This is a genomic window from Brevibacterium sp. LAARM2_SD2, from assembly GCF_057364785.1.
This window is the reverse complement of the sequence record NZ_JBNFOM010000027.1, coordinates 1-24,213: the sequence shown is the minus strand read 5'-3', so window position 1 is coordinate 24,213 and position 24,213 is coordinate 1. Positions and strand designations below refer to the sequence as shown.

Genomic DNA, 24,213 nt, shown 5'->3' with positions numbered 1-24,213 from the left:
GGCCGGAATGGATCTCAGCGGTCATGGACTGGCAGAGACGCTCGGCAGCATGGACGCGGTAGCGGCGCCCGACTTCTCGGCACCTGAGCCCTCGACCTGCGATCCTTCGCTTTCTGATCCTGCGGACGTTGGGCTCTCCGGCCGAGAGGTTCGCCGAGGCGACGGTGGAGGGACGGGCTCACAGACCGCCGCCGGCGAGTCCGGGAGTTCCACCGACGCGAGGTGGTGGTGCACCACAACCCGCGCGCGGTGGCATGGACGATGACATCGCCTCGCGGCCGTGCGTGTCCGATATGGACAACCCCTTCCAAACGGCCGTCGACGAGCACCGCGACACCTCCCTGGCAGACTCTCCCCATCCGATGCTCACGAAGGAACAGTGGGCCGACCTCGGAGGCTCGGTCCCCGAGGTGACCGACAGCATCGCTGCGATCACCCGGCTCGAAGCCGAACTCCGCGATTTCCGACGTCCGATGGGACCCGACGAGGCCATCACCGTGATGAGGGGAGTCGAAGCGCTCAGCCGTCTCGTCGATTCGCTCCACGCCGTGACGCTGTCGGTTTTCGAGCGCGTCGGAACGCCCAAGGACTACGGGGCGAAATCGACCAAGGCTCTGGTGCAGGACAAACTCCAACTCAGCAGCACCGAGGCGCACCGCCGCACCGAACTGGCGAAGAACCTCGGCAACCGAGTCGACCTGACCGGGCAGTCGCGGCCGCCGAAGTATCCGATCGTCGCGGCCGGTCTGCAGTCCGGAGCGCTGTCGTCGAGCCAGGCGGCGATGATCGGAAAATGCCTCGACGAGGTCCCCTTCTGGCTCGGCACCGAGGTGCGCGAACGGATCGAAGGCAAACTCGTCGAACGCGCGCCGAGCGTCCGCGTCTCCGACCTCCGGCGGATCTTCACCGCCATGCTCGAGCGGGTCGACCCCGACGGCGCCGAGCCGACCGATTCCCGCGACCGCTCGAAGTACAAGGTCAACGTCCGCCAGCGCCGCGACGGCGACTGGGACCTCAGCGGCCTCCTCGACCCGATCACCGGTGGCATCATCCAGGGATGGCTGACCTCACGGATCAAAGCGGACGACCCGACCGGAGTGGACGACCCGACCGGAGCGGGTGACCCCAGCGAAGCAGGCGACACGTCCAGTGACAGCAGCGCAGACGGCACGCCGGGTCTCGACGATGAGACTGGTGACGGCGGTGCTCAGAATCCAACGGGTCTCGACGGTGGACCCGATGATGACCTCCGCGTCGAGGGCGAACAGATGCTCGAGCTCTTCGGGAGCGTGCTCGCCGGAGACGCATCAGACCGACCGCTGCCCGCCGATGTGAACCCGCAGCTGTCAGGCACAGGCTCCGAGAACCCCCGCGGCTGGGGAGTCCGCGCCGACGGCACGTTCGCCGACACCTCGGACGAACAGGGCACAGTGCAGAACCTCATGTACGAGCGCTTCTCGACACTGATCTCCCACACCGAAATGGGTCGGGTCGGCAGGGGAGCGCCGTTCGCCCTCGTCGTCACCGCAACGGCCGAGAACCTCGCCGAGGGGAAGGGCCGGGCGACGACAGGAGCCGAAGCCGACTTCCCGATCGACCTCGCCGCCGATGAGGGCCTCAACGGCACGGTGTTCTTCCACCTCATGACTGAGAAGGCGAAGTCGATGGCGCTGGCGACCGAACAGCGACACGCGACGCCCCGACAGCTGGCGATCCTCGCCGCGCGAGACAAGGGCTGCACCTTCCCTGGATGCGAGACACCACCGGGCTGGTGCGACGCGCACCACGTCTTCCCTTGGGCACTCGGCGGCAGAACCGACCTCAACAACCTCACTCTCGTCTGCAGCATGCACCACCACCTCATCGACAGATCCGAGTGGGAGACGATCATGCTCAAGGACGGCCGTGCCGCATGGATACCACCTGCCTCGGTCGACATCGAACGGAGGCCGATCCTCCACGCGAGATTCGTCACCGACGACGCCGTCGACACGCTCTTCGCCGACCTGCCGCTGTCGCCGCTCACCGCCGCCGATGTCGGCGTCGATGCGGAGCACTGCGGGCCGGAGCTGATGCGGGGGAGCGACGCGGATTCGGTGCGATGGAGCAGTGGGTCCGAACCGGGTGCCGCGCGAGAGCCAGGCGGGGGCATCGACGATCGCAGCGATGGCGGCGCCACCGATAGTGGTGCCATGGGCGGCGATGCCGCCGGTGACGTTGCAGCCGGTGGCGATGTTCCGGGGCCCGATGATCGGGGTCTGTGGTGAGCGCCCGTTTGAGGGGACGAGTGTGCCACCGGCCCGGGCATGTCGGATGAGGCGAGCGACCTCGAACTGTTAGTCTGGATTCGTACACGTGTTCCCACCTGAAAGGCAGTCCGTGATCAGTTTCCTCAGCGGTACGGTCCATCGCATCGCAGCTGACCACCTCGTCGTCCTCACCTACGGTGTCGGCAGGAAAGTGCACGTGACACCCGACACCCTGGCCGGCACCCGCCACGGCGCCGACATCGACCTCGTCACGACCCTCGTCGTCCGCGAGGACTCGATGACCCTCTTCGGCTTCGGCACCGAGGACGAGAACCACACCTTCGAGGTCCTCCTGACGATCTCGGGCATCGGACCCCGCCTCGCGATGGCCATCCTCTCCGTCATGGGCCCCGACGAACTCGCCGCCGCGATCGCCGGCCAGGACGCCACCGCCCTGACCCGCGTGCCGGGCATCGGCAAGAAGGGCGCCTCGCGGATCATCCTCGAACTCGAGAACAAGCTCCCGAAGTTCGCCGCCGCAGCACCGGGCCCCGCGCTCTCCTTCGGCGGGACCAATCAGCAGGTCGTCGACGCCCTCGTCGGCCTCGGCTGGAAGGAGCCCCAAGCCGCCGAGGTGGTCCAGGAGGTCGTCGCTGACCTCGAGGCCGACGCCGGCACCTCGGCGCTGCTCAAGGCCTCGCTCAAAGTCCTCGGTGCCCGGAAATGACCGACCGCGAAACCGCCTCCTACGAGATGGACTTCGGCGACCAGCGGCTCACCGGCGCCGAGCACGACCGGCTCGTCTCCGGCAGCGCCGAAGCCGCTGAACGCGACGCCGAGGCGGCGCTGCGACCCAAGGGCCTCCACGACTTCATCGGCCAACCGCAGGTCCGCGAACAGCTCTCGCTCGTCCTCGACGCCGCGAAGGCCCGGCACAAGGCCCCCGACCACGTCCTGCTCTCCGGCCCGCCCGGACTCGGGAAGACGACGCTGGCGATGATCATCGCCCACGAGATGCAGGCGAGCCTGCGCGTGACCTCCGGCCCCGCCGTCCAGCACGCCGGCGACCTCGCCGCGATCCTCTCCTCCCTCGAAGAGGGCGAAGTCCTCTTCATCGACGAGATCCACCGGATGGCCCGCGCCGCCGAGGAGATGCTCTACGTCGCGATGGAGGACTTCCGCGTCGACGTCATCGTCGGCAAGGGCCCCGGCGCCACGGCGATCCCGCTCGACCTCCCGCCCTTCACCCTCGTCGGCGCGACGACTCGTTCGGGACTCCTCCCGGCGCCGCTGCGCGACCGCTTCGGCTTCACCGGGCACCTCGACTTCTACTCGAGCGCCGACCTGCTCACCGTCCTCACCCGCTCTGCCCGGATGCTCGGCATCGACGCGGAGAACCGCGGTCTCACCGAGATCTCCACCCGCTCCCGGGGCACGCCCCGCATCGCCAACCGTCTGCTCCGCCGCGTCCGGGACTGGGCGCAGGTGCGCGGCAACGGCACCATCGACGAGGCCGCGGCGCTCAACGCGCTTACCGTCTACGAAGTCGACGAACTCGGCCTCGACCGCCTCGACCGGTCCGTCCTCGAAGTCCTCTGCAAGCGCTTCGCCGGCGGTCCCGTGGGACTCGGCACGCTGTCGGTGTCGGTGGGGGAGGAGGCCGACACGGTCGAAACCGTGTCCGAGCCGTACCTCGTGCGGGAGGGCCTCATCAGCCGCACCCCACGCGGACGCGTCGCCACCTCGGCGGCATGGAGGCATCTGGGACTCCACATCCCAGCAAACTATGAGTACTGAACCCTGCGTATCGGTTCGCCTTGAGTACGGACTTCGAACTAAGCTAGTGCACTGGTCCGTTCTTATGGAAGGTTGATACCTGTGGATTTGCTGATCCCTCTCGCGCTCGCTGCGCTGCTGATTTTTTTCCTGTTCAACTCTCGGCGTAAGCAGAAGGCGCGTGCGGAGCAGATCAAGACGAACCTCGTTCCCGGAGCCAAGGTCATGACGACCTTCGGCGTCTTCGGCACCGTGCTCTCGATCGACGACGAGGACAACCAGGTCACCATCGAATCCGGACCCGGCACGGTCCTGCGCGTGCACCGCCAGGCCATCGGCCAGATCGACACCCCGGACACCGCTGTCGATGCGGCCCCCGCCACCGAGGCGACCGACTCCCCGGCGATCACCGACGCCGAACTCGACGCGATGAACGAGCGCAAGCGCGCCGAGGCGGGCGACGACGACCTCAAGGCCGCCGACGCTGACCTCAACGCCGCCGACGCCGACTTCAAGGCCGACCGTGCCGATGCGAAGGCCGCCGATGCCGATCTCAAGGCCGACCGCGCCGATGAGAAGGCCCTCGACGCCGATCTCAAGGCTGACGACGCCGATCTCACGGCCGACAAGGCCGACCGCACTGCCGCCGAGGCGGATGCGGCTGCCAAGACCAACGCCGACGACGTGGACGGCAGCTCGACTGAGGATCCGTCGAAGGGGACCGGCACCGACAAGCCGGACACCGACGACAAGAAGAACTGATCCCCTCACTGCTCCCGATCGAAAGCTGAGACGTGTCCGACATCGAAGAAAAGCCACGCCCTGGTTTGCGCTTCCTGTGGTTGACGGTCGTCACCCTGATCCTCCTCGGCGTCCTCGCCGCAGGTGTCATCTGGTCCGACGCCACACCCACACCGAAGCTCGCCCTCGACCTCGAGGGCGGCACCTCGATCATCCTCGAACCCCAGGTGTCCGAGGACAGACGATCAGCACGGAACAGCTCGATCAGGCAGTCGCCATCATCCGCCAGAGGGTCGACTCGACGGGTGTCTCCGAAGCCGAGATCTCGACGCAGGGCGACAGGAACATCGTCGTCAACCTGCCGGGCAACCCCGATGAGGAGACTCGCAACCTCGTCCGCTCCTCGGCTCAGCTCGTCTTCCGCCGAGTCGCCCTCGTCGGCGACCCGCGCTCCCAGGCGCAGATCGACGAACAGCAGCAGGGACAGAACGGGGGAGACCCCTCCGAGGGGCTGACCGACGAGGAGCGCCAGCGCCTCGAAGACCTCACCGGTGGCAGCCAGGACGCTCCGACCGGCGGCGGCGCCGTCGTCAACTCGAGCAGTGCAGACGCCGCCGGCTCAGGTGACGGCAGTGCGACCGACGAACCCGCGAACGCCGGCGGCAACGCGCCCGCCCCGTCCGAGTCGCCCGCGGGTGAGGCCCCTGCGGATGAGTCGCCGGAGGGCGAGACCCCTGCGCCGACCCAGGCCGGTGAAAGTCAGGGTGAGGACACCCAGGTCACCGACTCGACGCCGCGCCCCCTGTTCGATCCCGAGCAGGACACCGCCGAATGGCAGACGCAGGACATCATCAACCAGTACACGGAACTCGACTGCACGAACCCGGAGAACCGGACCGGCGGCGTCCAGCAGCCGGCCGACCAGCCGGTCGTCTCGTGCGCCCAGGACGGGTCGGCGAAATACGTGCTCGGTCCCGTCGAGCTCTCCGGTGACCACCTCACCGACGCGACCTTCGGCTACGCAGCCGGCGCCAACGGCGTCCAGACCAACCAGCCCGCCGTCAACCTCGAGTTCGACGACACGGGACGCGAGATCTTCAAGCAGATCACCTCGGCGATCACCGGTCTCCAGCAGCCGTACAACCAGTTCGCGATCACCCTCGACGGGCTCGTCCTCTCCGCACCGACCTCGAACGCCGTCATCACCGACGGCCGCGCCGAGATCTCGGGCAACTTCACCCTCGACGAGGCCCAGACTCTGGCCAACCAGCTGAAGAACGGCTCCCTGCCGATCAGCTTCCAGGTCCAGAGCGAAGAGCAGATCTCACCGACCCTCGGTGCGAACTACCTCAACATCGGCATCCTCACCGGGCTCGTCGGTCTCCTCCTCGTCGTCGTCTACTCGCTCCTGCAGTACCGGGTCCTCGGACTCGTCACCGTCTCGAGCCTCGTCGTCGTCGGCGTCCTCACCTATCTGCTCCTCCTCATCGCCTCATGGAGATACGGCTACCGGCTCTCCCTGGCCGGTGTCGCCGGTATCATCATCGGCATCGGCATGGCGGCGGATTCGTTCATCGTCTACTTCGAACGCGTCAGAGACGAGCTGCGCAGCGGCCGGAACCTGCTCTCGGCCGTCGAAGTCGGCTGGGACCGCGCCAAGCGCACGATCTGGGCGTCGAAGTCGGTCAACATGCTCGCCGCCGTCATCCTCTACATCCTCGCCGTCGGTTCGGTGCGCGGCTTCGCGTTCACCCTCGGCCTCGCGGTCATCGTCGACATCCTCGTCGTCTTCCTCTTCACCCACCCGATGCTCCAGCTTCTGGCACGGACGAAGTTCTTCGGCCAGGGGCACCCGATGTCGGGTATGGATCCGCGTCTGCTCGGGGTCAAGCCGGCCGCCTACCGCGGTGCGCTCGGCATCGACCTCGACAACAAGGACAAGTCGCCCGAAGCCCAGCGCCGCGACAAGGCGCGGGCTCGCAAACTCGGGCTCGACGACGACGCGGAGACGATCGCCGGCCGCCGCGCCAAGCGCCGGGCCGAAGCGAAGAGCTCCGCGTCGTCCGAGGAATCGGCGAGCAGCTCCCGGTCGGCGACCGCGACGAAGACCGCACTGGCCGACGACTCGGCGGAGACCGACGAGGTGACCGAGGCCGAGGAGGTGACCGAGGCCGAGGACGCGACGACCGCGGACACTGCCATGGACGCGGAGGACTCCGAGTCCGGCACGGCAGCGTCGGCCGAGTCCGCTGATGCGGCCGGGCCGAAGAAGACGAAGAGCTCGCGACGCAAGCGCGGATCGGACGCACCGTCGACCGGCGGCACGATCGCCGAACGGAAGGCGGCCGCCAAGCGCGCGGCAGCCGCAGACGATGAGAAGGGGGCAGAGAAGTGAAGAAGTTCTTCGCCTGGGGCAATCGCCTCCACAACGGTGAGTCCTCCATCCCCTTCGTCGGGAAGGCCAAGCTCTGGCTCTCGATCGCCGGCGTCCTCGTCATCCTCTCCCTCCTCGTTCCGCTCATCGCCGGCTTCAACTTCGGCATCGCCTTCCGCGGCGGTTCGCAGTTCCAGGTCGACAACGTCACCGACACCTCGGCGAGCCGGGGCGAGACCATCGTCAACGACGTCGTCGCCGACTCCGAACCGCGCCTGACCCCGACCGGGGACACCGCGGTGCGCATCGAGACGAACCAGCTCTCCGACGAGCAGATGCAGGAAGTCCGCGACGCCCTCTCGGCCGGGTACGACGTTCCCGCCGAGGACGTCACCTCGACCTTCGTCGGCCCCCAGTGGGGTGCTGACGTCACCCAGAAGATGGTCAGGGCCCTCGTCATCTTCGTCGCGATCGCGATGATCGTCATGGCGCTCTACTTCCGGACCTGGAAGATGTCGCTGGCCGCGATCGTCGGGCTCTTCGTCGTCATGATCATCACGATGGGCATCTACTCGGCCACCGGCTTCGAAGTCACCCCGGAAGCCGTCATCGGCTTCCTCACCGTCCTGAGCTTCTCGCTCTACGACACGGTGGTCGTCTTCGACAAGATCCGCGAGAACACCGCGCGATTCAAGGACAACAAGCGCCTGAAGTTCTCCGAGCTCGTCAACCTCGGCATCAACCAGACGACGGTGCGCTCGATCAACACCTCCGTCGTCTCCGTGCTGCCGATCGCCTCGATCCTCTTCATCGGCGTCTTCCTCCTCGGCGCGGGCACGCTCGTCGACATCTCGCTGTCGCTCTTCGTCGGCACGATCGTCGCCGCCGCCTCGACGCTCTTCGTCGCCAGCCCCCTCTACGCGCTCCTGCGGTCGAACGAACCCGCCGTGAAGGAACAGGAAGAGGCCGTGCGTGAATTACGCTTGAAGGACGGCAAAGACGATGTGGCACCCGTGATCCACGCTGAGGTCTGAGACGAGACCACGAGCAGGATCATGCTGGAGAGGGGGACGTGATGGCATCATCAGCTGAATCGCGCCGTCCGCGCGGCATCTCCCGTCTGGCCTGGTGGGCGGCCAGGGCGCAGAACGACCCCGGCTACCCGCGGGTGCTCGGACCGATGATCCGGGCCTTGCAGTCGAGTCACCCGAAGGCCGACATCGACCTCGTCGTCCGTGCCTACACGGTCGCCGAGGAGGCGCACCGCGGGCAGACCCGGAAGTCCGGGGACCCCTACATCACCCATCCGGTGGCAGTTGCGACGATCCTTGCCGAGATCGGCATGCTCCCGGTCACCCTGGCCGCGGCGCTCCTCCACGACACCGTCGAGGACACCGACTACTCACTCGAGCAGCTCACCGAGTCCTTCGGCCCCGAGGTCGCCGCCATGGTCGACGGGGTGACGAAGCTCGACAAGCTCACCTATGGTCAGGCCGCGCAGTCGGAGACCGTGCGGAAGATGATCGTCGCGATGGCCAAGGACATCCGCGTCCTCGTCATCAAGCTCGCCGACCGTCTCCACAACGCGCGCACGTGGAAGTTCGTGCCCGCCTCGTCGAGCACGAAGAAGGCACGCGAGACCCTCGAGATCTACGCCCCGCTCGCGCACCGGCTCGGCATGAACACGATCAAGTGGGAACTCGAGGATCTCTCGTTCCAGGTCCTCCACCCCAAGGTCTACGACGAGGTGGTCCGCCTCGTCGCCGACCGGGCACCGGAGCGGGAGAAGTACCTCTCGACCGTCTCCCATGAGCTCCAGTCCGAACTCGCCGACTCCGGTATCGAGGCGGCCATCACCGGCCGCCGAAGCACTACTACTCGATCTACCAGAAGATGGTCGTGCGCGGTCACGAGTTCGCCGACATCTACGATCTCGTCGGCGTCCGCGTCCTCGTCGAAACCGTCCGCGAATGCTACGCGACCCTCGGCATCGTCCACGCCCGGTGGAACCCGGTCCCCGGCCGGTTCAAGGACTACATCGCGATGCCGAAGTACAACATGTACCAGAGCCTCCACACCACGGTCATCGGCCCCGGCGGCAAACCCGTGGAGATCCAGATCCGCACCCATGAGATGGACCGGCGCGCGGAGTTCGGCGTCGCCGCCCACTGGAAGTACAAGGACCGCGGCAACCCGTCGAAGGCGATCACCTCGAACACCGCCCGGTCGGTCAAGGTCTCCGACGACGGCGGCGTCGACGACGCCGCGTGGCTGCGCCAGCTGCTCGACTGGCAGCGCGAGGTCAGCGACCCCGACGAGTTCCTCGACAGCCTCCGCTACGAGGTCAACTCGAAGGAGGTCTATGTCTTCACGCCCAAGGGCGACGTCATGAGCCTGCCCGCGGGCGCGACCCCCGTCGACTTCGCCTACGCCGTCCACACCGAGGTCGGCCACAAGACGATGGGCGCCCGCGTCAACGGCCGACTCGTCGCCCTCGACACGGAGCTGAAGAACGGCGACTCCGTCGAGGTGTTCACCTCGAAGGACGAGAACGCCGGTCCGAGCCGTGACTGGCTCGGCTTCGTCAAGAGCCCCCGTGCCCGATCGAAGATCCGCCAGTGGTTCTCGAAGGAACGACGCGAAGAGGCGATCGAGAACGGTCGCGAACAGCTCGCCCGTGCGATGCGCCGGCACTCGCTGTCCGCGAACGCCCTGATGAGCCAGGAAGCCCTCCAGGTCGTCGCCACCGAACTGCGCCTGCCCGATGTCACCGCGCTCTACGCGGCGATCGGCAACGGCGTGACCTCGGCCGCCCACGTCGTCGACCTGCTCGCAAAGGAGGTCGGCGAAGAGGAGGAGGTCCCGGTCCTCCCGCCGGAGCCGCGCAACCGCACCGGTCAGTCCTCGGGCCACCACTCCTCGGCCGGCGGAGTCGTCGTCAAGGGCGTCGACGACGTCCTCGTCAAACTCGCCCGCTGCTGCACCCCGGTGCCCGGGGATGAGATCGTCGGCTTCGTCACCCGCGGCTCAGGGGTCTCCGTGCACCGGGTCGACTGCCCCAACGTCGTCTCCCTCGAACGCGAACCCGAGCGCATGGTCGAGGTCTCGTGGGGGGAGAAGACGAGCGGGGTCTACCTCGTCCAGATCCAGGTCGAAGCCCTCGACCGTTCCGGTCTGCTCTCCGACATCACCAAGGTGCTCACGGAGACCCATGTCAACATCCTCTCCGCGTCGGTGGCGACGTCGAAGGCCCGGGTCGCCCAGTCGAAGTTCGTCTTCGAGATGTCCGATGCCAGCCACCTCGACACCGTGCTCTCCGCGGTCCGGAAGGTCGAAGGCGTCTTCGACGTCTACCGCATCTCCGGCGGCTGAGCCTCCTCGTCCGACCGCAGGACCGTCGCTGCACGGACTCCAGGAGCGCGGCCCGGGCGCGTGAAATGGTCGAGGACCTGCCGCATCTGCGCAGCGTACGGGCGCCGTCCCACCTCGGCGAGATAGAGCCGCAGACGCCTGACCATGCCACCGGGGACATCGTCGATGAGCGCGGCGATCTGCGGGCCGGATGCCGCCGGGGGTCGCGGACGAGGGGGAGAAGCAGATCGTAGAGGGTGCGCTCCGGCGTCGTCACCGGGTGACCCGCGATCGTCTCCCAATCACCGCGGGCGAGACTGAGCTCGTGGACGACGAGCCCCGTCGACTCGAGCACGCGCCGGCGCGGATGCGTCGTCAGCGTCAGCGGACTCGGGGCGCGACCGAGCCCGACGTGGACCCACCAGGCGGTCGCGTGAGAGACGACGAGGCGGGCCGGGAGCTGCGCGGCGAGCGCACTCATCCGCTCCTCGGGACCGAGCACCGCCCCCGTGCGCACCCACGTCGTCTCCGACAGCCTGGTGAGCAGACCGTCGAGAGTGAGCTCCGTGAGATGCTCATAGCCGAAATCGCTGAGACGGAAGATGTCCTCCATGGCGCAACTCTCGTCGCCCGGCGCGCTGAGATCAAGAGCGGAAACGGAGCCTGTGGATAACCGTCCGGCGACCGCACCGCCTGTGGATAACTGCCGAACAGGTCAGTCAGTCGAGTTCGGCGGCCGTCTGCGCGAGCTGATCGCGCCACGCCCGGCGGGCATCGAGGGCTGCCTGCGCATCGGCCACGGCCTTCTCGTCGCCGCCGGTCTTCGCCTTCTCCAGCGCCGCCTCGAGTTCGGCGATCGACTCGTCGAGCTGGCTCAGCGCCCCCGAGGTCCGCGCCTTCGTCTCGGGGTTGCTGCGCTTCCACGCGGCGTCCTCGGCCTCGGCCAGCGCCCGTTCGACCTCGCGCAGACCGTTCTCCATGCGGGAGACATCGGCGCGGGGAACCTTCCCGGCCTCCTCCCACTCGTCCTGGATGACCCGCAGCTCACGCTTCGCGGCGGTCGGATCGGTGATCGGGAGCAGCGCCTGGGCCTTCTTCAGCAGCTCCTCCTTGACGACGAGGTTGCCCTTGAACTCCTCGTCGAGGGCGGCGTTCTCGGCGTCGCGGGCGGCGAAGAAGACGTCCTGTGCGGCCCGGAAGCGCGCCCAGAGCGCGTCATCGTCCTTGCGGGAGGCCCGGGGGGCGCGCTTCCACTGGCTCATGAGGTCCTTGTACTTCTGGGACACCGTGCGGAAATCGGTCGAGCCGGACAGGGCCTCCGCCTCGGCGACGATCTTCTCCTTGATCCGCTTGCCCTCGGAGTTGTGCTTGTCGAGTTCGGCGAAGAAGTCCTTGCGCTTGCGCTCGAACGTGTTCCGCGCCTGCGAGAACCGGCCCCACAGCTCCTGGTCGACCGAACGCGGCAGGCGCGGTCCGCTGCGCTGCATGTCCTTCCACTGCGCGAAGAGCTCGCGCAGGCGAGCCCCGGAGACCTTCCACTGGATCTTGTCCGGGTCCTTGCCGGCGAGGCTCTCGGCCTCGACGACGAGCTCCTCGCGCTTCTGCGCGGCCTCGAGCTTGGCCGCCTCGGTGCGGGCCGCCTGCTTCGACTCCGTCGCCTTCGCATCGGAGATCAGGGTGTCGAGGGTGGCGCCGAGTCCCTTGAGGTCACCGACGACGTTGGCCTCGGCCAGCGACTCGCGCAGCGTCGTCGCCGCGTGCGTGACCTCCCGGCCCGGCGCCCCGGCTGAGAGGCGGCTGCGCAGGTGAGCGGCGTGTTCGAGGAGTTCGACGTACTTCTTCGCGAAGTACTCGATGGCCTCGTCGCCGGTCGCGTCCGGGTACTGGCCGACCTCGCGTTCGCCATCGGCGGTGATGACGAAGACGGTGCCCTGCTCGTCGGCGCGACCGTGCGTGACCGCGCGCGCCACCTCGGCGTCATGGTCGACCATGCTGCCGGCCACCGGCTGCGCTGCCTGCGGACGCGGGACGGCTGAGGGACGGGGAGTCGGCTTCGGAGTCGGGGTCGACATGTTTCTCACCTATTCTTCATCGGTCGAACCGGCGCTGGCGCCGATCACTCGATCTGCTGGGGTTATCCCAGCATAACCACCACGTCACCCCTCGTTAGACTTTGGCCATGGATGTCTTCACGACGCGCGCCGAATTCCTCGATGTCAACTGCTACGCCGTTCGAGCCGAGGGGGAGAGCGACTGCATCCTCATCGACGCCGGCTACGACGCCGGACCCGAGCTCGCCGAGCTCGCCGCCGCCGAAGGACTCACCCCCGTCGCGATCTTCCTCACCCACGGACATCCCGACCATATCCTCGGGCTGCCCTCGCTGCTCGGCCGCTGGGACGTGCCCGTCCACCTCGGCGAACCCGACCACTACCGGGTCAGCGCACCGGGGGAGACGCTGGGCCCTCAGTTCGCGCAGATGATCGCTCCGCTGCTCGAAGGATGGCAGGCCCCCGCCGAGGTGGTCCCCCTCAACGCGGGCACCGTCGTCACCGTCGCCGGGCTCACCGTCACCGCGATCGCCGCCCCCGGCCACACCGAGGGCTCGACGCTGCTGTCCGTCAGCGCCGACGGCGAGGAGGTCATCTTCACCGGTGACGTCGTCTTCGCCGGTGCGATCGGACGCATCGACCTGCCCGGCGGGGACGCTGCGGCGATGGCGGACACGCTGCGGGCGTTTGCGACCCTGCCCGACGTTCCCATCTATCCTGGACACGGTCCGGCCTCCCGGGTCGGTCACGAACTGCGGACGAACCCGTTCCTCTGAGCCGACCCGGCACAGCAGACACCGGCCCGTGAGCACCACCCACACGAACGACAGTGCACCATCCCTGCACCACCCCACAGCAAGGAGAACCATGGCGAAGTCAGCCCGTCTGTCCGGATTCCCGGAACGGCTCCCGGCCGAGCGCGTGATCGAGAAGCGCATCATCGACATCCTCGACCACACCTTCGCCCTCCACGGCTTCTCCGCCCTCCACCACCGCGCCGTCGAACCGCTGAGCCAGCTCGCGAAGGACGGGGAGATCGACAAGGAGATCTTCGCGGTCTCCCGTCTCCACTCCGAGGGCACCGAGCGCAACCCGCTCGGCCTCCACTTCGATCTCACCGTGCCCCTGGCCCGCTTCGTCACGGAGAACGCGAACGAGCTGAGCTTCCCGTTCCGGGCCACCCGCATCCAGCCGGTGTGGCGCGGGGAGCGCCCGCAGCAGGGCCGCTACCGCGAGTTCATCCAGGCCGACATCGACATCATCGCCGACGGTGAGCTGCCCGGACACTTCGAGGTCGAGATCCCGCTCGCCATCGCCGACGCATTCGCCCGCCTCGCCCCGCTCGGCGTCCCGCCGATCCGGATCGTCGTCAACGACCGCCGCCTCCTCGAGGGCTTCGCCCGGGGGATCGGGCTGACCGACATCCCCGCCGTGCTGCGCAGCCTCGACAAGTACGACAAGATCGGGCCCGAGGAGGTCGCGAAGCTGCTCGCCGCCGACGCCGGTGCCGATGAGCGACAGCAGCAGCTGTGCCTGGCGCTGGCCGCGATCGAATCCGATTCGCCCGACTTCGCCGACGAGGTCCGCGCCCTCGGCGTGAGCCACCCGCTCCTCGATGAGGGGCTGGAGGCGCTGACGACGATGCTCGCCGCCGCGGCCGAGCGCGCTCCCGGCGTCCTCGTCGCGCAGCTGAAGATCGCGCGCGGACTCGACTACTACACGGGCGCCGTCTACGAGACGCAGCTCGTCGGCCACGAGGAGCTCGGCTCCGTCGCCTCGGGCGGACGCTACGACTCGCTCGCGACGGTCGGCAAGAAGACCTACCCGGGGGTGGGCATGTCGATCGGCATCTCCCGGCTCATGGCCTTCGTCCTCGGTGAGGACAGCGGCATCTCCGCGACTCGGGGCACCCCCTCGGCCGTCGTCATCGCCGTCACCGACGAGGAGCGCCGCGGCGAGGCAGACGCCGTCGCGGCGGCTCTGCGCGCCCGCGACATCGCCTGCGAGGTCTCCCCGAGTGCCGCGAAGTTCGGCCGCCAGATCCGCTATGCCGAACGCCGGGACATCCCGTTCGTCTGGTTCACCGACGGCGAGGCAGGCCACGAGGTCAAGGACATCCGCTCCGGTGAGCAGACCCCGGCCGACCCGCAGACGTGGGAGCCCCCGGCCGAGGATCTCCGGCCCCGTGTGACCGGGGCGTAGGGGAGCGCGCGGGACCGGGCGCGGGCCGGACAGTGAGGACGCCTAAGTCGGATCCGGGGCGAGCGACCCGTCGGGGGCGATGTGCTCGAACATCTCCCGGACCATCGAGACGACATGCGGGTCGTCGACGGTGTAGAAGATCCGCCGCCCCTCCCGGCGGGAGGAGATGAGCCCGGCCAACCGGAGCTTGGCGAGATGCTGGCTGACTGCCGGCACGGTCGCCCCGATCGCCTCGGCGAGGGAGGAGACGTCGAGCTCCTGGTGCACGAGCGTCCACACGACCCGCAGCCGGGTCGCCTGCGAGAGCATGCGGAACGTCTCGGCGGCGACCTCGACCTGCGCCGAGGTGGGCGTCGGGTCGGTCTCCGTTGCGTCCATGGGTCCTCTCTGTCCGCGCTGTACGCGTGCGGGGGTAGGGTGTTCGAGCGACTATCATTGGTCACGCACTCCCCGCATCACCATCGTAAAGGAGCCCATCAGTGCTGCGAAGCCACGAAACCGGAAGCCTGCGTGCCGCCAACGCAGGAGAGACCGTCACCCTCGCCGGGTGGGTCGATCGCCGTCGCGATCATGGAGGTGTCGCCTTCATCGATCTGCGGGATGCTTCGGGAATCGTCCAGGTCGTCGTCCGCGAGGATGACGCGCACGCGCTGCGCAACGAGACCGTCGTCAAGGTCACCGGCACCGTGGCCCTGCGCCCCGAGGGCAACCAGAACCCCAACCTGCCCACCGGTGAGATCGAGATCGTTGACACGAGCGTGGAGATCCTCGCCGAGGCGGCCCCGCTGCCGTTCCAGGTCTCCGACCACGCCGAGGATGCCGGCACCGTCGGTGAGGAGACCCGCCTGAAGTACCGCTACCTCGACCTGCGCCGGTCGGGTCCGGCACATGCGATGCGGCTGCGCTCGGCGGTCAACAAGGCCGCCCGCGGAGTCCTCGACGAGCACGGCTTCGTCGAGATCGAGACGCCGACGCTGACGAAGTCGACGCCCGAGGGCGCCCGCGACTTCCTCGTCCCGGCCCGCCTCCAGCCCGGTTCGTGGTACGCCCTGCCGCAGTCGCCGCAGCTGTTCAAGCAGCTCCTCCAGGTCGCCGGCATGGAGCGCTACTACCAGATCGCCCGCTGCTACCGCGACGAGGACTTCCGCGCCGACCGGCAGCCGGAGTTCACGCAGCTCGACATCGAGGCCTCGTTCGTCGAGCAGGCCGATGTCATCGCCCTGGCCGAGGAGATCCTCGTCGCCCTGTGGAAGCTCATCGGCTACGACATCGAGACGCCGATCCCGCACATCACCTACCACGAGGCGATGGAGCGGTTCGGGTCGGACAAGCCCGACCTGCGCTTCGGCCTCGAACTGACGAACCTCACCGAATTCTTCTCCGAGACCCCGTTCCGCGTCTTCCAGTCCGCGTACGTCGGCTCCGTCGTCTACCCCGGCGGCGGCTCGCTGCCGCGCAGGCAGCTCGACGCGTGGCAGGACTGGGCGAAGCAGCGCGGCGCGAAGGGCCTCGCGTACGTCCTCGTCGCCGAGGACGGCACGCTGACCGGTCCCGTCGCGAAGAACATCTCCGATCAGGAGAAGGCCGGTCTCGTCGAGGCCGCCGGAGCGAACCCCGGCGATGCGATCTTCTTCGCCGCCGGCGATGCCGGAAGCTCGCGGGCCCTCCTCGGTGCCGCGCGCCGTGAGATCGCCGAGCGCACCGGCCTGATCAAGGACGGCGACTGGGCGTTCGTCTGGGTCGTCGACGCCCCGCTCTTCGAATCCGCCGCCGACGCTCAGGCCGCCGGTGACGTCGCCGTCGGCGAAGGCCAGTGGACGGCCGTCCACCACGCCTTCACCGCTCCGAAGCCGGAGTTCCTCGACTCCCTCGAATCCGATCCGGGGGCGGCGCTGGCTTACGCCTACGACATCGTCTGCAACGGCAACGAGATCGGCGGCGGGTCGATCCGCATCCACCAGCGCGCCGTCCAGGAGCGCGTCTTCGAGATCATGGGCATTTCCGAGGAGGAGGCGCAGGAGAAGTTCGGCTTCCTCCTCGAGGCCTTCAAGTTCGGGGCGCCCCCGCACGGCGGCATCGCCTTCGGCTGGGACCGCATCGTGTCCCTGCTCGCCGGGGTCGATTCGATCCGCGAGGTCATCGCGTTCCCGAAGTCCGGCGGCGGCTACGATCCGCTCACGCAGGCACCGGCCCCCATCACCGAGGCGCAGCGCGCCGAGGCGGGCGTCGACTTCGATCCGGACGCCGACGCCGACGCGTGATGCAGTGATCGCGTGATGCAGTGACTCAGGCACCCCGATGAGTCAGGGTTCGCGGTGACCGACGGGCCCGACCTCTTCTCCGACCCGGACCGGGACAATCCCGGTCCGGGCAGCGGTGCGTTCGAGCCCGGTCAGGGGCGCGCGCTCGATCCGCTCGCGGTGCGGATGCGTCCGCGCACCATCGCCGAGGTCGTCGGCCAGGACCATCTGACGTTCCCCGGGTCCCCGCTCAACCAGCTCGTCGAGGCGAGCGGGGGAGACCGGGCCGGCGCCTCCTCGGTGATCCTCTGGGGTCCTCCCGGAGTCGGCAAGACGACGCTCGCGCATGTCATCTCGCATGCCCCGGGCCGTCGGTTCGTCGAGCTCTCGGCGATCACGGCCGGGGTCAAGGACGTCCGGCAGGTCATCGAGAACGCCCGCCGCGAACGCGAGATGTACGGGCGCACGACCGTGCTCTTCCTCGACGAGATCCACCGGTTCTCCAAGGCGCAGCAGGACGCGCTGCTGCCGGCGGTGGAGAACCGGCTCGTCGTCCTCGTCGCGGCGACGACGGAGAACCCGTCGTTCTCGATCATCTCGCCGCTGCTCTCCCGCTCGCTCATGCTCACGCTGCGCCCGCTCGACGACGCGGCGATCGCGCAGCTCCTCGAGCGCGCGATCGCCAGTGAGCGGGGACTGGCCGGCCAGTTCGCCCTCGACCCCGAGGCGAAGGACTTCATCGTCCGCATCTCCGGGGCCGATGCGAGGCGCTCACTCACCCTCCTCGAGGCCGCGGCCGGGATCGCCGCGGCGCAGGCAGCCGAGCAGGGCGACGCCGGCGCGGAGCAGAGCGGCGCTGACGCGGACGAGGCGGGCGACGAGGCGCCGGGTGAAAGCGAGCCCGGCGAGAGCGATGCTGGTCCGATCCTCATCACCGAGGAGGCGGTGGCCGAAGCGAGCAGCGAGACCGTGCTCCGCTACGACCGGGACGGCGACCAGCACTACGACGTCATCTCCGCGTTCATCAAGTCGATCCGCGGCTCCGACGTCGACGCAGCCCTCCACTACCTCGCGCGGATGATCGTCGCCGGTGAGGATCCCCGATTCATCGCCCGCCGCGTCGTCATCTCCGCGGCCGAGGACATCGGGATGGCCGATCCGCAGGCGCTGCCGATCGCTGTGGCCGCCTCGACGGCGGTGCAGAACATCGGGATGCCCGAAGGTCGGATCCCCCTCGCCGAGGCGGTCACCTACCTGGCGATGGCCCCGAAGTCGAACGCGAGCTACAAGGCCCTTGACGCCGCGATCGCCGATGTCCGAGCCGGGAAGTCCGGTGAGGTTCCCAACCATCTGCGCGACGCGCACTATCCGGGAGCGAAGGCCCTCGGCCACGGCAAGGGCTACATGTACGCCCACAACTACCCCCACGGGGTCGCCCCGCAGGAGCACCTGCCTGAGACGCTCAAGGGCACGGAGTACTACACGCCCTCGGGCAACGGCCTCGAGCGCACCATCGAAGAGCGGCTGGCCACGATCCGCAAGATCCTCCGCGGCGAGTGACCCTCCGCGTGATCCGCGTCGCAGCGCCTCCGTCCGCATTGCGGGAAGGGTGCGAACTCGGCTAAGATAGTCAGCTGTTGTGCCTCATATGTAAAGGCGGTCGGTGCGAGCGGTTCTCGACGCTCAATCCCTCTTTCCCAACCGGGGAAACAACGGTTCCGATCAGGGCGAGGACTTCGATGCCTGCCGGGACGACCCGCACCCAAGAAAGGTAACCCAGTGCCAGCACCAGCACGTAACCGCCGGATGGCCCGCCTCTCGCGCGCCCTCGGCCTGCCGCTGACCCCGAAGGCTGAAAAGTACTTCGAGCGCCGCCCCTACCCTCCGGGCGAGCACGGCCGCGCCCGTCGCCGCAATGACAGCGACTACTCGGTCCGCCTCAAGGAGAAGCAGCGTCTGCGCGCCCAGTACGGCATCCGCGAGGCCCAGATGCTCAAGACCTACAAGGAGGCCAAGCGCCTCGAAGGTCTGACCGGTGAGAACCTCGTCGAGCTCCTCGAGATGCGTCTCGACGCCCTCGTCCTCCGTGCCGGCTTCGCCCGCACGATCGCTCAGGCCCGCCAGTTCGTCGTCCACCGCCACATCACGGTCGACGGCCAGCGCGTGGATCGCCCGTCCTTCCGCGTCAAGGAAGGCCAGACCATCCAGGTCCACCCGAAGAGCGCCGACATGGATCCGTTCCAGGTCGCCGCGGCAGGCGGACACAAGGACGTTCTTCCGGCAGTCCCGGGCTACCTCGACGTCAACCTTGAGGGCCTGCAGGCCACCCTCCTGCGCCGCCCCAAGCGCGAAGAGGTCCCCATCACCGCTGACGTGCAGCTCGTCGTCGAGTTCTACTCGCGCTGAGCCGCCTCGCCCGACTGCCCGGAACGCCCGCGTTCCGGGCAGTCGTGCATTCATCTGCGGGTTCGACGACTCGCAGGCCATCACCATCTCGACTGGTGAGCAATTAAACTAGTGTGGAACGGGTGCGCACCGCACCCACCGCAGACGCAACACCTGAAAGGCCTTGGATGAAGACGGCAGAGATCAAGAAGCGCTGGCTCGACTACTTCGAGGCGAACGGACATGTGGTCGTGCCCTCGGCGTCGGTCATCAGCTCCGATCCCTCGATCCTCTTCAACATCGCCGGCATGGTGCAGTTCATCCCGTACCTCACCGGCCGTGAGCCCGCGCCCTTCCTCCGCGCCACGAGCGTGCAGAAGTGCGTGCGCACCGCCGACATCGAAGAGGTCGGGAAGACGACCCGCCACGGCACGTTCTTCCAGATGAACGGCAACTTCTCCTTCGGCGACTACTTCAAGCGCGAAGCCATCCGCTATGCATGGGGCCTGCTCACCCAGCCCACCGAGGACGGCGGACTCGGCTTCGACCCCGACCTGCTCTGGGCCACCGTCCACGAGGACGACCTCGAGACGATCGACCTCTGGCTCGAGGAGACCTCGATCCCGCGCGAGCGCATCCAGCTGCGCGGCAACGAGGACAACTTCTGGCACACCGGCCAGCCCGGACCCGGCGGCTACTGCTCGGAGATCTACTTCGACCGCGGCGCCGCCTACGGTGCCGAAGGCGGCCCGGAGGCCGACGAGGACCGCTACATCGAGATCTGGAACCTCGTGTTCATGGAGTTCGAGCTCTCCGAGGTCCGCTCGAAGGTCGACTTCGACATCGCCGGCGAGCTGCCCGCGAAGAACATCGACACCGGCATGGGACTCGAACGCGTCGCGTTCCTCCTCCAGGGCGTCGAGAACATGTACGAGATCGACGAGGTCTTCCCCGTCATCGCCGAGGCGAGCCGGCTGTCCGGCCACGAGTACGGCGCCGACCACCACTCCGACGTGCAGATGCGCGTCGTCGCCGACCACGTCCGCTCCGCCCTGATGATCATCGGCGACGGCGTGCGCCCCGGCAACGAGGGCCGCGGCTACATCCTCCGCCGCCTCATCCGCCGGGCCGTGCGGGCGATGCGCCTCCTCGGCGTCACCACCGAGGTCATGCCCTCCCTGCTGCCCGTGTCGATGAACGCGATGAAGCACTCCTACCCGGAGCTCGAGACCGACTTCGACCGGATCTCGCGCATCGCCTACGCCGAGGAGAAGGCGTTCCTGCGCACCCTCGAATCGGGCACCCAGCTCTTCGAGACCGCGTACGAGAAGCTCGACAGCTCCGACAAGACGATCAGCGGCGACGTCGCCTTCACCCTCCACGACACCCACGGCTTCCCGATCGACCTCACCCTCGAAATGGCCGCCGAACACGGTGTCAGCGTCGACGAGGAGGGCTTCCGCTCCCTCATGGCCGAACAGCGCACCCGCGCGAAGGCCGACGCGAAGGCGAAGAAGGGCGGCGGCCACACCGACCTCACCGCGTACTCCGCGCTGCTCGACGAGGGGCAGAGCGAATTCGTCGGCTACGACGCCCTCGAAGCCGACTCCCGGATCCGCGGCATCGTCGTCGACGGTCAAGCCCAGGAGGTGCTCACCACCGGACAGACCGGTAACCTCGTCCTCGACCTCACCCCGTTCTACGCCGAATCCGGCGGCCAGCGCGCCGACGTCGGCCTCATCAAGGGCGACGGCTTCACCGCCCGCGTCCTCGACGTCCAGAACCCGCTCAAGGGACTCGCCGCCCACCGCATCGAGGTCGTCGACGGGGAGATCCCCGTCGGCGCCGACGTCCTCGCCGAGGTGGACCACGAGCACCGCTTCCAGGGCTCCCAGGCCCATACGGCCACCCACCTCGTCCACGCCGCACTGCGGGAGATCCTCGGCACCCACGCCGTCCAGGCCGGTTCGATGAACCAGCCCGGCTACATGCGCTTCGACTACTCCTTCCCGGAGGCCCCGAGCGCGCAGATGCGCGACGAGATCGAAGACGTCGCGAACCTCGCCGTGCGCTCGAACTACGACGTCGGCACCGAGTACCTCCCGTTCGAGGAGGCCAAGCGCTCCGGCGCGATGGCCCTCTTCGGCGAGAAGTACCCGAACATCGTCCGCGTCGTCGACATCGGCGGACCGTTCTCCCGTGAGCTGTGCGGCGGCACGCACGTGGCCGCCTCGGCGGAGGTCGGACCGATCTCCGTGCTCTCCGAAGCCTCCGTCGGCTCCGGAGTGCGCCGCATCGAAGCCGCCGTCGGCATGGACGCCTTCCGCTCCCTGGCCGCCGAGCGCACGATCGTGTCCTCCCTGTCCGAGATGCTCAAGGTCCCCGGCACCGACGTCAAGGACCGGGTTTCGGAGCTCATGGTCAGGCTCCGGGACGCGGAGAAGGAGATCGCCCGCCTCCACTCGCAGCAGCTGCTCGCCCAGGCCGGCCGCTTCCTCGAGGGCGCCGAAACGGTCGGTGGGACCCTCTTCGTCGTCGCCGACCTCGGTGAGGTCGCCAACGGCGGGGACGTCCGCACGATCGTCACCGACCTGCGCGCCCGCGTCTCCGACCGCTCCGCCGTCGTCCTCGGCATCGGAGTCTCCGGCGGCAAGCCCGTCGTCGTCATCGCGACCACCGAGGCGGCGCGCCAGGCCGGCAACCAGGCCGGCAGACTCGTGTCCCTGGCGAGCTCGACGCTCGGCGGCGGAGGCGGCGGCAAGCCCGACCTCGCGCAGGGCGGCGGCAGCGACCCCGCGCAGATCACCGCGGCGATCAGCGCGGTCAAGGCGGAGCTCACGTGACACTGAGGAGGGGGCGCCGACTGGGTCTCGACATCGGCTCGGTGCGCATCGGGGTCGCAGCCTGCGACCCGAGGGGATCCTCGCGACCCCGCTGACCGTGGTGCGCCGCACCGACGAACCGGCAGCGCTGCGGCAGCTGCGGGAGATCATCGCCGAATACGAGCCCATCGAACTCCTCGTCGGGGACCCCAAGTCCCTCGACGGCACCGCGCGGGCGGCCGCCGACGCCGCCCTCGACTTCGCGGTGAAGATCGACGCCGGGGTGCCCATCCGCCTCATCGACGAGCGCTTCAGCACCGTCGAAGCCCACAGCGCCCTGGCCGCAGCGGGAAAGAACTCCCGCCAGCGCCGGGAGATCGTCGACGCCCAGGCGGCGGTCATCATTCTGCAGAATGCGCTCGAATCCGAACGCAACACGGGCACGCCCGCAGGTCGCGAGCTGCCCCACACAGGAGAGTGAGCAATGATTCCGTTCCCCGGTGAGTTCTCGGACGACGAAGGACTGTCCCGTTCCGAGATCAAAGCGAAGAAGCGGCGGCGGATGATGCGCAAGCGGCGCACGACGGTCATCGTCGTCATCTGCGTCCTCGTCTTCGGCCTCGGCGGATTCTTCGGCCTCCGCGCTGCCGGGGGAGTCGTCGACGACCTCTTCGGCGGCGGCTCCGACTACGAGGGCAACGGCACGACCGAGGTCTCCCTCGAGATCCCACCGGGCGCCTCGGCGCGGTCGGTGGCCAACCAGCTCGTCGAAGAGGGCGTCATCAAGGACTCCAAGCCCTTCCTCGACGAGGTCGAGCGCCGCAACCTCACGATCCAGGCCGGTCCCATCGTCATGCGCGAGCAGATGAGCTCGGCCGCCGCCGTCGATGCGTTCATCAATCCGATCAAACCGCCGACGATGACGATCGCCGAGGGCCGGAAGATCGAGCAGATCAAGGCGACGATGATCGAATCGGGGATGAAGGCCGAAGAGGTCGACAAGGCCATCGACGACAAGAAGCCCGCGGACTACGACCTCGACGTCGAGGCCCCGAGCCTCGAAGGCTACCTCTACCCGGCCACCTACGAGGTGGGGGCGGGCAAGACCGCGGAGATGATCGTCCAGGAGATGGTCGACAAGACCAAGCTCGAACTCGACACCGCCGGCATCGAGAACGCCGACGCCAACCGCGTCCTCACCCTCGCCAGCCTTGTCGAGATCGAATCTCCGGGCGACGAGGAGACGCGGAAGAAGGTCGCCCGCGTCTTCCTCAACCGGATCTCCGACCAGTCCCAGACCGGTCAGCTCCTCCAGTCCGATGCGACCGTCGCCTACATCTTCGGTGCCCGCGCCGACCTCACGACGACGGCCGAGGAGCGCAGCTCCGACAGCCCCTACAACACGTACAAGGCGAAGGGACTGCCCCCGGGACCGATCAACTCCCCGAGCGCCGGCGCCGTCGACGCGGCCCTCAACCCGGCCGACGGAACCTGGCAGTTCTTCGTCGCCGTCAACCCCGACACGGGGGAGACGAAGTTCGCCGACACGTACGCCGACCACCAGAAGAACGTCGAGGAGTACCGCGCATGGCTGCGGGAGAACGGGGGATAGCGGCGGGCGCGCGCATCCGCGCCGCCGTCCTCGGCGCCGATCGCACACTCGCAGTCACCGGCGCTCCACACTGCGGCGTTCGCCGCGCTCGGTTTCACCGACAGCAGCTATGAGCGTGCCGAGGTCGGCGCCGACGACCTTGTTACCTTCCTCGACGCCCACCCCGACCACACCGGGTTCTCCCTGACGATGCCGCTCAAGGAGCGCCTCGTCGCACTCGCCCGGGACCGCGGCTGGATCCTCGACGACACCGCCGAGGCGACCGGGGTCGCGAACACCCTCGTCCGTGCGAATGCGACGACAGTGGCGAACACCGACGTCGACGGCATCGTCCGCGCGCTCACTCCCGTCCTCCCCGACACCGAGGGCGGCCGGGGCGCGGGCGGGGCGGCCGGGGCGCGGGCGGGGCG

Annotated in this window: 16 protein-coding genes and 2 pseudogenes; 16 read left to right on the top strand and 2 right to left on the bottom strand. The window is 68.5% G+C overall.

The window, feature by feature from the left end; translation table 11 throughout:
• Positions 1 to 254 precede the first annotated feature (254 nt).
• The 7 genes and pseudogenes from AC2W7K_RS15070 (at position 255) to AC2W7K_RS15040 (ending at position 10,512) form a co-directional block, all read left to right on the top strand.
• Positions 255 to 2,267, top strand: coding sequence for an HNH endonuclease signature motif containing protein (locus AC2W7K_RS15070; RefSeq protein WP_198498905.1), 2,013 nt, complete (start codon positions 255 to 257; stop codon positions 2,265 to 2,267).
• Between the two features lie 112 nt (positions 2,268 to 2,379).
• The gene (gene ruvA, locus AC2W7K_RS15065) at positions 2,380 to 2,976 is read left to right on the top strand and encodes a Holliday junction branch migration protein RuvA (RefSeq protein ID WP_198498904.1); all 597 of its coding nucleotides are present in this window, start codon (positions 2,380 to 2,382) and stop codon (positions 2,974 to 2,976) included.
• Between the two features lie 26 nt (positions 2,977 to 3,002).
• Positions 3,003 to 4,046 (top strand): Holliday junction branch migration DNA helicase RuvB, encoded by a 1,044-nt coding sequence (ruvB, locus tag AC2W7K_RS15060; RefSeq protein WP_198500983.1) that lies wholly within the window; start codon positions 3,003 to 3,005, stop codon positions 4,044 to 4,046.
• An 81-nt stretch (positions 4,047 to 4,127) separates the two neighbouring features.
• Positions 4,128 to 4,787 (top strand): preprotein translocase subunit YajC, encoded by a 660-nt coding sequence (yajC, locus tag AC2W7K_RS15055; protein ID WP_232623609.1) that lies wholly within the window; start codon positions 4,128 to 4,130, stop codon positions 4,785 to 4,787.
• 76 nt (positions 4,788 to 4,863) lie between these two features.
• A complete protein-coding gene (gene secD, locus AC2W7K_RS15050; protein ID WP_486006346.1) occupies positions 4,864 to 7,161 on the top strand; it encodes a protein translocase subunit SecD in 2,298 nt (765 codons plus the stop codon).
• Complete coding sequence (gene secF / locus AC2W7K_RS15045; protein ID WP_198498902.1) at positions 7,158 to 8,174, top strand: protein translocase subunit SecF; 1,017 nt, start codon at positions 7,158 to 7,160, stop codon at positions 8,172 to 8,174. Before secD ends, secF begins: the two co-directional genes overlap by 4 nt.
• Before the next feature lie 41 nt (positions 8,175 to 8,215).
• Positions 8,216 to 10,512: pseudogene (locus AC2W7K_RS15040) on the top strand (RelA/SpoT family protein).
• 698 nt (positions 10,513 to 11,210) lie between these two features.
• Here AC2W7K_RS15040 and AC2W7K_RS15035 read toward each other — a convergent pair.
• Entirely contained in the window at positions 11,211 to 12,563 is a 1,353-nt protein-coding gene (locus AC2W7K_RS15035; protein WP_198498899.1) for a DUF349 domain-containing protein, read from the bottom strand.
• 107 nt (positions 12,564 to 12,670) lie between these two features.
• Between AC2W7K_RS15035 and AC2W7K_RS15030 the strand changes: the two genes are divergently transcribed.
• Both AC2W7K_RS15030 and hisS read left to right on the top strand, forming a co-directional pair.
• Positions 12,671 to 13,318, top strand: a complete 648-nt coding sequence (locus AC2W7K_RS15030; protein ID WP_198498898.1) for an MBL fold metallo-hydrolase — start codon at positions 12,671 to 12,673, stop codon at positions 13,316 to 13,318.
• 91 nt (positions 13,319 to 13,409) lie between these two features.
• A complete protein-coding gene (gene hisS / locus AC2W7K_RS15025; protein ID WP_198498897.1) occupies positions 13,410 to 14,744 on the top strand; it encodes a histidine--tRNA ligase in 1,335 nt (444 codons plus the stop codon).
• Between the two features lie 42 nt (positions 14,745 to 14,786).
• Here the strand turns inward: hisS and AC2W7K_RS15020 are convergent, their stop codons facing one another.
• Positions 14,787 to 15,122 carry an ArsR/SmtB family transcription factor gene (locus AC2W7K_RS15020; RefSeq protein ID WP_198498896.1) on the bottom strand — a complete coding sequence of 112 codons (336 nt, stop codon included), beginning with the start codon at positions 15,120 to 15,122 and terminating at the stop codon, positions 14,787 to 14,789.
• A gap of 101 nt (positions 15,123 to 15,223) precedes the next feature.
• Here AC2W7K_RS15020 and aspS point away from each other — a divergent pair, with 101 nt between their 5' ends.
• The 7 genes and pseudogenes from aspS to AC2W7K_RS14985 all read left to right on the top strand — a co-directional run.
• On the top strand, positions 15,224 to 17,005 hold the full coding sequence (gene aspS, locus AC2W7K_RS15015; RefSeq protein ID WP_198498895.1) for an aspartate--tRNA ligase: 1,782 nt from the start codon (positions 15,224 to 15,226) through the stop codon (positions 17,003 to 17,005).
• 54 nt (positions 17,006 to 17,059) lie between these two features.
• Positions 17,060 to 18,544 (top strand): replication-associated recombination protein A, encoded by a 1,485-nt coding sequence (locus AC2W7K_RS15010; RefSeq protein WP_376870939.1) that lies wholly within the window; start codon positions 17,060 to 17,062, stop codon positions 18,542 to 18,544.
• Between the two features lie 246 nt (positions 18,545 to 18,790).
• Positions 18,791 to 19,390: a 30S ribosomal protein S4 gene (rpsD, locus tag AC2W7K_RS15005; protein WP_137824111.1), complete on the top strand. Its 600-nt coding sequence runs from the start codon at positions 18,791 to 18,793 to the stop codon at positions 19,388 to 19,390.
• Between the two features lie 167 nt (positions 19,391 to 19,557).
• Positions 19,558 to 22,212, top strand: a complete 2,655-nt coding sequence (gene alaS / locus AC2W7K_RS15000) for an alanine--tRNA ligase (RefSeq protein ID WP_198498894.1) — start codon at positions 19,558 to 19,560, stop codon at positions 22,210 to 22,212.
• A 100-nt stretch (positions 22,213 to 22,312) separates the two neighbouring features.
• Positions 22,313 to 22,672, top strand: coding sequence for a Holliday junction resolvase RuvX (gene ruvX, locus AC2W7K_RS14995; RefSeq protein WP_486006345.1), 360 nt, complete (start codon positions 22,313 to 22,315; stop codon positions 22,670 to 22,672).
• A gap of 3 nt (positions 22,673 to 22,675) precedes the next feature.
• Complete coding sequence (gene mltG, locus AC2W7K_RS14990; RefSeq protein WP_198498892.1) at positions 22,676 to 23,803, top strand: endolytic transglycosylase MltG; 1,128 nt, start codon at positions 22,676 to 22,678, stop codon at positions 23,801 to 23,803.
• Between the two features lie 39 nt (positions 23,804 to 23,842).
• Positions 23,843 to 24,213 (top strand): annotated as a pseudogene (locus tag AC2W7K_RS14985) (shikimate dehydrogenase family protein); the annotation flags it as partial.